The organism is Ketobacter sp. (assembly GCF_003671495.1).
Taxonomy (GTDB): domain Bacteria; phylum Pseudomonadota; class Gammaproteobacteria; order Pseudomonadales; family Ketobacteraceae; genus Ketobacter.
In genome coordinates, this window is record NZ_RCHN01000020.1 from 49,175 (window position 1) to 62,398 (window position 13,224).

The window sequence follows — 13,224 nt, forward strand, 5'->3', positions numbered from 1 at the left end:
AACATTCTGGTCCTGTAATCGGTCATTGGACCTGTAGGAGGACATTCTTGTAATGTGGTTGCGTTGTACTGTGTTGAGGCCAGACCTCTAATTCGAATCCTGCTTAAATCTCAAGTTCTTCGAAGTCATCACCAGCATCATCGCCCTGTTCTTCTGCTCCCCGCACCCACAGAGCATTCTCCACGTAACTGGCCATCCCTTCGATGGATGCAATTTCCATCAGGCGCCGCATGGAAAACTCAATCTGGTATTGCTCCTTCACCCGTGACACGATCTGTACGGCCAACAGGGAGTGACCACCCACATCGAAAAAGTTGTCCACCACACTGATCTGTTCCACCTTGAGTACCGTTTGCCAGATGGCGGCAATCTGTTCCTCATACTCGGTGCGCGGTGCCACATATTCCCGCGCCACCCAGAAGTCATCAGGCATGGGTAGACTGCGTTTGTCCACCTTGCCATTACGGGTCAGCGGTATCCGTTGCAGCGGGATGAACAGCGCCGGCACCATGTATTCCGGCAGCTGGTTACGCAACTGCATCCGCAACGCATCCTGATCACCGGTGCTGTCAGAATCCGCTTCAGGCACGGCCACATACGCCACCAGGCAATCGTCACCACGGGGGTCTTTTCCGGCCACCACGGTAGCCGCTGCGTTTCCACCCAATACCCGGACTATGGCGCTTTCCACTTCCTCCGGTTCAACCCGGAAGCCGCGTATTTTGATTTGTTGGTCCAGGCGGCCGAGGAACTCCACCATCCCATCAGCGCGGTATCGACCTTTGTCACCGGTGTGATAGATCCGATCATCGGCCGCAGCGGAATGTGGATTCAATGCAAATACCGAATCATCGGAATTCAGGTAACCCTGGCTCAAGTACGGCGTACGCACTGCAATTTCACCCACCTGCCCCGGAGCACAGAGCGCTCCGGAGGGATCGAGCAGCAGGATATCCACGCCCTCGATGCCCCTGCCCACCGGCATAAACTCCGGCAGGGAATCAACCTCCCCGATCACGTCGAACGTCGCCATCACCTGGGGCGTCTCGGTGGCACCATAGAACGCGGCGATGCGCGCGTCCGGGGCCAGTTCGGTGAGCTGGGCCACCACTTTGCGTGGCAGTCGATCACCGCCAATACCCAACAGGCGAAGCCGGTCCAATTGTGCATCAGCCGGTGCCGTATCCAGTAGCATGCGCGCCATGGAGGGGGTAAGGTGACTGACGCTTATCTGGTTTTCGGCATACCATTGGAACAAAGCTTCCGGATTCAGCATCCAGTCGGCAGCGGGAATCACAATGCTGGCCCCAATGGCCAGCGGCACAAAAATATCCCGCAACAGTGGATCGTGGGCCAGGCCGGACATCATGCTGATGCGGTCTTCTGCAGAAATCTGGTAGGCGTTCCAGTACCATTCAACGAAGTGTGCCAGAGGCTGAAAATCCGCCTTGATCCCTTTGGGTTTGCCGGTGGAACCGGAGGTGAACGCCACATAGGCGAGCCCATGGGGATCATGTCGTTCCACAAACGGATCACCACCGCTCTCCTGTTGCAGATCGGCCAATGTAACCGAAACAGCGCCCGGTTCACTTCCCAGCGCGCTCTGCAACCCGGATACATCCGTGGCCTGGGCAGTGGCATCCAACAGCAACGCAGGCCGGGCTTCCGTCAGGATGCGATGCAGGCGCTCCGCCGGGTATCCGGAATCCAGGATATTAAAGGCGGCTCCGGCCCGCAGTATGCCCAGTAATGCAATAATCAGATCCGGGGAACGGGTGGCCAATACCGACACCAGATCGCCTGCCTGAATGCCGCGGGCAACCAGGGCCTGGGCCAAGCATCGGCTTTGCTGCTCCAGCTCACCGAAGGTGATGGTACCGCTCTGACAGCGTACTGCCACCCTGTCAGCGTCCTCGCGGGCGTGTCGCAGGAACAGATCCAGCGGACTGGAGCAGGACGGTTTGGGCAGGGCTACGGTCAGATCCGGCATCCAGTCTACAGCCGCGGTATCCACCAGTTTAATGGCCGCCAGTGCCTGGTCGGCGCGGTCGTTGAGGCTCCCCAGCACCTGGGCGAGATGATTCAGCAGGCCCTGTGCGGTATCGGGCCGATACAGGTCCGTGTTGTACACCATCACCAGATCCAGGCTGCCATCGCCCTCTTCGCTCACATACAGGTTGAAATCATACTTGGCATGACTGTGGTTATCTTCCTGCAGCAAGGGCTCAATGTTGAGATCAAAGCGGCCATCTGCCTGGGGCGGCAGGTTGAGCAGATTGATAAAGACCTGGAAAAACGGAGTGCGGGAGGAATCCCGCGGCGGCCGCAGTGCTTCCACCAGCTTCTCGAAGGGCAGCGCCTGATGGGCATAAGCGCCCAGAGTGACTTCCCGCACCTGCCGCACCAGCTCCCGCACCGTGAGCTCCGGATGAACCTCGGTAGACAACACGACGGTGTTGATGAAAAAACCCACCAACTGTTCGGTCTCGATGGAATCGCGACCGGCGATGGGCGTACCCACGTTGATTCGCTCCTGGCCGGTGTATTTCTGCAGCAGCAACTGATAGGCCGCGACCAGCACCATGAACAGGGTGGCTCCCTCCTCCTGCGCCAGCGTGTTGAGTTGCCGCACCACGGCCGGGGCAACGTGCGCTTTGACCACCGCGCCGTTGCTGGTCATCACCGCAGGCCGGGGAAAATCGGACTGCAGCTGCAGCACCTGGCCATCGTTATCCAGTTGGTCGCGCCAGTATTGAACGTGCTCCTGGAGGGTTTCCCCACTGAGCCATTTGCGCTGCCAGGCCGCTACGTCCACATATTGAATGGTCAACTCGGGCAGACGGGCTTGCCGCTGTTCAATCGCTGCCTGGTACAGCTCCATCAGCTCGGCGGTCATCACATTCAAGGACCATCCGTCAGAGACGATATGATGCACCGCGCCCACAAAGGCATGCTGTGGGGCGGACACACTGTCATCCAATCGCACCAACACACCCCGCAGCAAACGATCAGACTGCAGGTTGAAGCCGCGGTCCATCTGTTCATGAATAAGTTGTTGCAATGCTGCTTCCCGGGCAATAGGTTCTTCCGCTGACAGGTCGCGGTATTCCAGATCCCAGTATTCCTGACCCTGATCTGCCGCCGCAGCATGGATCACCGCCACCGGCTCTCCGTCAATGACCTTGAAGTTGGTGCGCAGGGTTTCATGGCGAACAATGATCTGGTTAAAACTGTGTTTAAAAGCCTCTACATCCAGATCACCGTGAATGCGCAGCGCCACCGGCATGTTGTAGGCGGCGGTGCCCGGGTCCAATTGATCCAGCAACCAAAGTTGCTGCTGCACAAAGGACAGGGGCAGATGCCCGCTGCGATCAATGACCTCCACCGGTGGCAGCGCGGTCGCCTGGTTAGACAAGGCCAGCTCCACCTGTTGCCCAATATTGCGGATGGTCGGCGCCTCAAACAACGCCCGCAATGGAACGTTCACCGCGAACTCGCGGCGCAGGCGCGACATCACCTGGGTTGCCAGCAAGGACTGGCCACCCACCGCAAAAAAATCGTCATCGATGGAGAGCGCGTCCTGTTGCAATACCGCCTGCCAGATGGCCAGCACCCGGCGTTCAATATCGGTTTGCGGTGCAACAATCTCCCGCTCGGCGGCGGCTTCCAAGAGCGGCGCCGGCAGTTGGTTCTTGGCCACTTTGCCATTCGGGGTCAGTGGCATCTGCGGCAACGTAACCACCGCCGCGGGAATCATGAACTCCGGTAAACGGGGCTGTAAATAGGCGCGAAAATCCGACTGGCTGTATTCCTGCTCGGACACCACATAGCCCACCAGGATTTTCTGCCCACTGCTGTCCTCACGCACCACCACGCAGCTGGCGCTGATGCCGTCCATCTGCCGCAGCAACATTTCAATCTCGCCGGGCTCAATACGAAAACCGCGGATTTTCACCTGGGCATCGATTCGACCCAGGTATTCGATTTCGCCGTTACTGAGATAGCGGGCCAGATCCCCTGTACGGTACAGGTTTGACCCATCCTCCAGATACGGATTAGCAACGAACCTGTCTGCGGTTTGTTGCGGATTATTGAAGTAACCGGGGCCCACACTCTCGCCGCCGATGCACAACTCACCGGGCACACCCTGGGGCACCAGTTGCAGTTGCTCGTCGACGATATAAAGCTTCACATTATCGATGGCCCGGCCGATGGGAATCGTACCCGCTTTGTAGTGATCCAGATTCTCCACCACATGGTAGGTGGCGATGTCGGCGCACTCGGTGGGGCCATAACTGTTGACCAGCTTACCGCTCCCCTGCCTGATCCATGTCGCGACCCGATCAAAGTCGATGGGCTCTCCTCCCAGGAACACCCAACGCAGGGACTGCAAGTGAGTGAAGCCGGGGTCTTCCTCCAGCAACGGATAAAAGGCGTTGGGTGCACAGTTAATCCAGGTCACGCGGTGCTCACCGGCATCCTGTAAAAGCTCATAAGGGTCATAGTGATGACTGCGGGGCATCACCAGGGCCGCACCGGATACCAGCGGAGCAAAGAAATTCTTCTGGGTCAGATCAAAGCCTACCGCGCTGATCAGCAACACCCGATCCCGGGGGCTCATGGCAAAATCCCGGCAATACCAGTTCAACAGGTTCACTTCAGCTCGGTGTCGGGCTCCGGTGCCCTTGGGCCGGCCGGTGGAACCGGAGGTGTAAATCACGTACAGCAAGGTGTCGGCGTTTCCTTGCGGGGGCAGGCGTTCAGCGCTCAAGGCATCCAGTTGTGTGGTGATGTCCCCAACCATTACCAGGGTGCTAACGCTGACCTCTTGCTCCGGCCGCAGGGCGTCATCTGCCAGCAACACTGAGACCGAAGAATCCTGCAACATGTAATCGATACGATCTGCCGGATAGGACGGGTCCAGTGGTAAATAGGTGGCACCGGCTTTCATCACCGCCAGGATCGACACCATCAGTTCCGGTGAGCGGGCCATCATAATGGCCACCACATCACCAGGCACCACACCCTTCTGTTGTAGATAACGGGCCAGCTGATTGGCACGTTGCTCCAACGCCAGGTAACTCAGCACCCTTTCGCCCTGAATCAGGGCCGGTGCGTCAGGCGTTTGGTCCACCTGCGCTTCGATCAGTTGATGAACCGTTACCGTTCGATCGTACTCAACGCTGGTGTCGTTCCAGCTGAACAATTGTTGAGCCTCGTCCGGAGTAATCAGGCTCACCGCGTCCAAACGGGTATCCGGGGTTTGCACCACGGATTCCAGCACTGTGATGTAATGCTGAATCAAGCGCTGAATAAATCCTTTATCAAACAACCCGGTGCGATAGACCACCTCTCCGGCGATGACCTCTCCCTGTTCCATCATGCTGAATTCCAGGTCAAACTTGGCCACTACCTGATGATTGGCGATGGATTGCAACTCAATTCCGGGAATGCCTGCAGTGGTCTGTACGTCCACGTTCTGCAGGGAAAACAACACCTGGAACAACGGCGCATGCAGCATATCCCGCTCGGTCACCAGCTCATCCACCAGGCGCTCAAACGGAACATCCTGATGGGCGTAACTGTCCAGGGTTTTCTGCTGTACCTGGGCCAGCAACTGGGTGAAGGTCATATCCGACGCCAGCTCGCCACGCACCACCAGGGTGTTAACGAAAAACCCGATCAACGGTTCGATGTCTTCGAAGTTACGATTGGCAATGGGGCTGCCCACCGCGATGTCCTGTTGGCCGGAGTATTTCGACAGCAGCACCATATAGGCAGCCAGTGTGGCCATGTAAAGACTGACACCCTGACGTTTGCACAACGCATTCAGTTTGGCACTCAGGTTGGCGTCCAGTTCAAAGCTGAGCACGTTGCCGGCAAAACCGGTGTCGGCAGTGCGCGGATAGTTGGTGGGCAGGTTCAATACTTCCACACCCGCCAGCGCCTGCCGCCAATAGCTCAGCTGACGCTCCAGCTCAGCACCGGATAACCACTGCCGCTGCCACTGGGCAAAATCCCGGTACTGCACTTTAAGATCCGGCAAGGGTGAACGGCGGCCATGGGAATAGGCGTCGTACAACATGCCCAGCTCGCGCATCAGAATGCCGTTGGACCAGCCATCGGTTACGATGTGATGCATATTGATGAGCAGGACAAATTCTGCGGCATCCAGCACCAGTAACTTGACATAAAACAGCGGACCTTGGCCAAGGTCAAACTGATGGCCATAAAGGGCTTCCACTTCCTGATGGATGCGGGCCTGTTTTTGCTCGGCGGAGGCCGTGGCCAGTTCAATCAACTGCAGCTGCCAGTGATCTGCGGGCAACACCTGCTGTACCGGTTCATCCTCCACCAGCGTCATAGTGGTGCGCAACACTGCGTGCCGCTCAACGATGGTATACAACGTTTGCTGCAGCGCCTGAATATTGATACGACCGGACAGGCGGAACGCGCCCGGCATGTTATAGGCGGTGCTGCCGGGCTCCAGTTGATCCAGGAACCATAATCGCTGTTGCGCATAAGAGAGTGGCACCAACGCATCATCTGGCAGGGGCTCGATGGGGGGAATGCTCCTGGTCTGGTTGGCCCGCTCCACCACCATCGCCAATTCCGCGACGGTAGGTGCCACAAACAATTCACGCACACCCAGCGGAATCTCAAACTGCTTTTTGATACGGGACACTATGCGAGTGGCCAGCAGAGAATTGCCGCCCACATCAAACAGATTATCCATCACACCGATATTCGAGCGCTGAAGAACTTCCTGCCAGATGCCCACCAAAGTCTGCTCGGTGGGTGTGCGCGGTGCCACGTACACCTGCAGTTCCGCCACCGCCAGTTCCGGATCCGGTAAGGCCTTGCGATCCACTTTGCCATTGGGCGTAAGCGGCCACGACGGGAGGCAGATCAACAAGGCCGGAATCATATACTCCGGCAAATGATCACGCAGGGTTTCACGCCAGCCAGGGGGCTCTGCCTGTGCCACCAGATAGGCGATCAGGCGATCCTCATGCACCAGCACCAGACTGTCCTGTACCGCGGGCAAACGTTTCAGGGCGAATTCGATTTCCCCCAATTCGATGCGCAGCCCACGCAACTTGATCTGAAAATCCTTGCGCCCCAGGTACTCAATATCACCATTGGGCAACAACCGCCCCAGGTCGCCGGTGCGATACACTTTGCCGGCACTGCGGTCGACATCCACAAACACCTGTGCGGTCAATTCCGGGCGGTTAATGTAGCCCAGCCCCACGCCGGCACCTGCCACACAAATCTCGCCAACGCAGCCCGGCACCACTGCCTGCAGGTTTTCATTGAGCAACAACAGCTCGGTATTGGGAACCGGCTTGCCGATGGGGATCATCTGCTGATCATTCTCAATGCGATCCAGCACATGATAAGACACCACGTCGGTGCATTCCGTGGGTCCATAACTGTTGACCAACTGGGCCTGGGAATTGGCACTGGTAAGCCAGTGATACAGGGGCGAGAGGCGAATGGGCTCCCCTCCCAATACCAGGTAGCGTACAGAGCGCAATGCTTTATAACCATCCGCAGCCGCCAGTTCGGCGATGGGATAAAACGCACTGGGGGCGCAGTTGACCCAGGTAACACCATGATCACGAATCAGGTTCAACAGTTCGTGCTCGTCATACAACTCCATGGCCGGCATGACGATGGATGCCCCTACCATCAAGGGGGCAAACAGATTCTTTTGGGTGAGATCAAAGCCCACCGCACTGACCAGCAAAGTGCAGTCCTCGTGGCTCAAACCCAACAGGTCCAGATACCAATGTTGCAGGTTCATCTCACCGCTGTGCTTGACCATGGCACCTTTCGGGCGGCCGGTGGAGCCAGAGGTATAGATCACGTAGATCTGGCTAGCGGGATCAATGGGTACATCCGGATTGGCCGTGCTCTTCTGTGCTATCATTTGCGCATTGCTATCCAGCTCCAGCACTCGGGTTGAAACGTCCCCCAGCACGGCACGGTGGCAAGACGCGGTGATCACCAGCGGCGCCGCCGCATCCTCCAACATGTAGGCCAGACGCTCTTTGGGATAGGCAGGATCCAACGGCACATACGCGCCACCGGCCTTGAGCACACCCAGAATCGCCACCAGCAGATCCGTGCTGCGATCAAGACAGATCCCAACCCGCACATTGGCCGTCACACCCTGCTCAATCAGAGTATGGGCCAGCTGGTTGGCTTTGGCGTTTAATTCTGCATAAGTCAGTTGCGCTCCCGGTGCCATGACTGCAACGTTATCGGCCCATTGCTCGGCGCTGGCCTGAAAGCGGTGGACCACCGTTTCCCCCGGCACCAGTGGCTGAACATGGGCGTGCGCCCGCATGGCCATGCCTTCGGCCGCAGACAGGAACTGCAGTTGCGCGGCCGCAGCCGGAGGGTCGAACTGCACCTGCTCATTCAGATGCATCAACCGTGGCAGAAACTGGTGACCATTGAACACCGCCGCATCGTAGCGCAACTCCAATTCCAGGGTATCCCCCAGATCCTTGACGATGAACTGGACACCCCCGTCCACCTTGGGCGCCGACATCACGGGCTGCAGTTCGGCCCCTGCCACCTCAATGCGGTTAACAAAATTGTAGAAGTTGAACATAAAGGTGGCGCGGCCGCTGGGCAGAATCTGCTGCTGGCTGCGCAAGGATACCGTACGGAAGGAGCGGGCAAGGTCACGACTGGCCTTCAAGCCCTGCTGCCAGTCCACCAGGGTGGCCCCTGCGCTGAGCAGATCAGCGGCCACCACCGATGGAAACTGCTGATAAAAACAGCCCAGTGCATCCGCCCATTCCTGCTGACGGCAGGCAAAAAATTCGGCAAAGCTAAAGCCGGAATCCGGTCGACAATAATGTTGCAACATCAGGCCGAACAGGGTTTTGAAATACAAAGGCAAATTGATTCCGTGCTGCACACAGTATTCACGGATGGTGGCCAGCTGCCGGTGATCCAGCGCCAGGGTCTGAACCACATCCCCAAATTCCGATTCCTGCCCAGGTTCACGGTAGTACTCACTGAAGGAGAAATTGAGGGGTTCCACTTCCGCCGCACGCTGCCTCCAGTAATCCAGCACCTGAGGCGTGTCGGTTTGGGTTGAACTCCAGCTCAGGAAACGGCGTGCACCCTCGTCCAGTGGCGGGCAGAAGGCCATGCCGTTCAACAATTGCTGATAGCCGCTCAACACCTGTTGCATGAACAAATAGGTGGAGGCACCATCCAGCACGATATGGTGGCAGGCCAACACCAGGCGGTACTGCTCCCCTTGGTGCAAAAGGTAGTAACGTAACAACGGCTCATTGAAGATATCGTAGGCACGATGCATCAACTTCAGGGCTGCGCTGTGGATGTTATAGTCCAGCCAGTGCTCCTGGCTCAGGTCAATCACCTCAAGGCTAATGGACTGGTGTTTGGGCATCACCGCGTAGGCCATGTCGGCCGCCGGTAGGCTGCACTCCACCAGTTTCGTACGCAACACCGCGCAGGCATCCACCAACGCCTGGATGGCTTGTTCCAGCAGGCGCACATCCGGCCGCAACGGCAGATCCACATAAATACCGTAGGCATTCTGAATGGTATGCGGATGCGCCAGCTGATCCAGCACCATGGAATGCTGGTTGGCATTGAGCGCCAACAGATCGTGGGTGTCGGCATCAAAGCCCATCTGCTGCAACAGATGGGCGTCATTGTACAGCTGGATCTCATCCACCAGTTGGCTGCGGTCGGAAGCCAGGGCATCCAGCAGGAACAGGTACTGATCCATCATGCCCGCCACGGTGCTGTCGTTGAACAGATCCGTGTTGTACTCCAGACTGGCCTCGTACTGATCCCCGGTTTTGGCAACCCCCAATACCATGTCCATGCGGGCCGCCACATGGCTGGCCGGGATCGCCTCGATCTGCACCGGCGCGTCGCCAAAGGGATTGGCGGTACTGGCATCCTGCAGGTTGATCAACTGGAACGCGGCCTGCGCCAACGGCGGATAGCCGGGCTGCCGTTCCACTGCCATCACTTCCAGCAAGCGGTCGATGGGCAGATCCTGATGACTGAACGCCCCCAGGGCCATATTCTTGACCCGCTGGTAAAAGGTCTCCACCGAGGGGTTACCAGAAAGGTCCAGCCGCATCAGCAAAAGATTCACAAAGAATCCGATCAGTTCCTGCACCTCACTACGACTGCGACCGGCAATGGGTGACCCGATCACCACATCCTGACTGTCTGCATAACGCCCCAGCAGCAACTGCCAGGCCCCCAGGAAAAACATAAAGGGGGTCACATCCAGTTCGCTGCACATGCGATTGATTTTGTCCGCCAGCGCCGCCGGTAACGGTAGCATCTTCAAAGCGCCATTATTGGAGGGAATATCCTGCCGTGGCCGATCAGTGGGAAGGGCCAACACCGCTGGCGCACCGGCCAGGGTTTCCTGCCAATACGTCATGTGTTTCTGCATGTCTTCGCCAGCCATCTGCTGGCGCTGCCAGGCGGAATAATCCGCGTATTGAATGGGTAAAGGCGGTAACGGCGACCCCATGCCTGAGGAGAATGCCATGTACAGGATGCTGAGCTCTTTCACCAACACTTCCATGGACCAGGCATCAGAAATGATATGGTGCATGCCGGCGATCAGGACATGGTGATCTGCGCCCAGCACCAACAGCCGGGCACGAAACAGCGGTCCGCTCTTGAGATCATAGGGCGTCAACGACTCAGTGCTGACGGCTTTGTCCACCGCCGCCTGTTGCTGTGACGGCTCCATGGCGGACAGGTCCTCCCGCAGCAGGCTCCAGCCATCGGCCGGCAGGATGCGTTGCACCGGCTCACCGTCGTTTTCATCAAAACAGGTACGCAGGGATTCGTGGCGTTTCACCAGCTCCCGCAATACTTTTTCCAGCACATCCCCGCGCAAAGGCCCTTTAATGCGCAAGGCACTGGACATGTTGTAGGTGACGTCGTGGGGATTCAGCTGATCCAGTATCCACAGCCGCTGTTGGCCATAGGAGGTTTGCAGAGCCTGATCGCGGGACACCGGCTCGATGGCGGCTTCGTTGAGTTTGCGGGCCTGGCGCAGGAATTCGATGATGGCGGGCTTGTTGGCGACAACTTTATCGCGGATTTCCGGGGTGAAAGCGCCTTCGGGGGCGCTGAAACGCAGGTTCTCCCCTTCCAGCCAGAGACGGATGTCCTGTTTCGCGAGAGAAGCCAGAAACTCAACTACGTTCATATTATTCCTGTTTTCTGCTGTTATTGTTATTAGTATACGTACCGTTTACGCCTGACGCGGTGCGAGCTGATCAGGATGAGTTAAACCGTTAATTTTCGTGGATTTATCGGGAAGTTTAAAGAGGTTACAGAGTGTCTTTTGGTGTGTTTTTGAAATAATCGCCAATATTGACCACCGGGTTCTCCCGTTGTTCGGCCAAAACCAGGGAATTCCGCCCTTTTCGCTTCGCCTGATAGAGTGCCTGATCCGCTATCTGAATAAAATCCTCAGCCTCAATATTAGCAGTTTTGGCCACGGCTACCCCAATACTCACCGTAACCTGCTTGAACGGACTTTCGCTGTGGGGAATGGCCAGTTTACGGATAGCGCTCATTACCCGCTCCCCGGTGTGACGGGCCCCCGCCTCCCCCGTGTCCGGCAGCACCACACTGAATTCCTCGCCGCCGTATCGGAACAGACTGTCAGACGGTCGCCGCAGGCAGTTACGCATGATCAACGCAGCCCGTACCAGGGTATCATCCCCCTGTTGGTGGCCGTAGGCGTCGTTGAAGTTCTTGAAGTAATCCACATCGATCATCATCAGCGCAATGGAACGATTGTCCCTGCGCGCCCGCTCTATCTCCTGTTCCAGTCGCTCATCAAAGGCCCGCCGGTTGGGAACACCGGTGAGCCCGTCCACCAGGGCCAGTTCGTAGTTCTGCCTGGCCTCCTGTTTGTAGGTTTCTTTCTCGTGGCGCAAGCGGCGAATCTGGGATGCCAGCGCGAACGACAGCAACACCACGTTCAATACAATTCCCAGCTTCAATGCATTGACGGTCAACTCATTGGCCGGCAGCCATCCCTGCTGCTGAGCCGAAAACAACACGGCACCAAACAGCCCCGCGCCCCAGGCCGCCACAAAAATCCGCGAACCGGACTGGTCGCGAACCAGCGCCAGCACACCGGCGGCAATCACCAGCAACACCACCACCGAGGGCCAGGTGGACGTGAACTTCACCACCCACCCACCGTTAAACAATAGTCCCACCACAACCATCAGGGCACTCACCCCGCAGGAGAACTGCAAGGCCTTATCCAGCCGGGCACTGAGGGCTTTGATGTCGAGCATGCGGCGCGTGAACAACGCAACGAAGGTCAGGCAGATGCCCACCGAGATGGGCTGGATATGGCTGTTGACCCAGGCCGGATCGTCTCGCCACAGGTACATGGAGCCGTAGCCGGTAACGGCCAGTTTGAACAGGGTAATGGCTGTCAGCAGCACCACGTAATAAAGATAGGCTGTATCCCGCGCCATCAGGAACACGAACAGGTTGTAAAAGATCATGATGGTAAGCGCGCCGAAAAACATGCCATCCACGACGCCATCATTCAACAGCGATCGATCCAGTCCGGCTTCAGAATACAGTGTGAAGGGGTATTGCAGTGAACCGATGGTCTGCAGGCGTACCAGCACATGAGAGGTCCCAGGCGGCAGTTTAAAATAGTATTTGGGGCCGTGCCGTTGGCGGGTTTTCCAGGGTGACTGGTCCCCGGTGCTGGCAATGTGGGCCCAGCCCGACCCGGAGGTGGTGTACACCATGATGGAGTCAACCGGCGGATAACCGTACTCCAGCCACAATGGCTCCGCGGCGGGTATACGGCTGACGATGTCCTCCAGGGGAATCAACACCCAATGGGGTGAGAAGGCGTATCCCTTGTTGGCGCCGGAGGTTTCCCCACGAAACGGGAAGCGCTGCAGCAGATCTGCAACACCCGTGCTTGCTGAAGGGGCCACGCTGCTATCAATCTGCTCGTAAACCAAGATCTCCGGGGTGAAGAATTCCGGTTCCGCGGACACGGCCATGGCCTGGGTGGATATCACCAGAATCCATAACCACAGCAGTCCGCAGCGACGGCTCACCTTCACACAACCACCTAATCCATTTAGCAACAAGGGTTATACCTTGGCTAAGTATAACCCCTATCACCGTATAACCCCTATC

General features: G+C 57.6%; 2 protein-coding genes. Both read right to left on the minus strand.

All coding sequences use genetic code 11. From position 1 onward, the window contains the following. Positions 1–103 precede the first annotated feature (103 nt). Complete coding sequence (locus tag D9N14_RS10165; RefSeq protein ID WP_290579269.1) at positions 104–11,242, minus strand: non-ribosomal peptide synthetase; 11,139 nt, start codon at positions 11,240–11,242, stop codon at positions 104–106. Between the two features lie 124 nt (positions 11,243–11,366). Continuing rightward, positions 11,367–13,148, minus strand: coding sequence for a diguanylate cyclase domain-containing protein (locus tag D9N14_RS10170; protein WP_290579270.1), 1,782 nt, complete (start codon positions 13,146–13,148; stop codon positions 11,367–11,369). Positions 13,149–13,224: the final 76 nt, after the last annotated feature.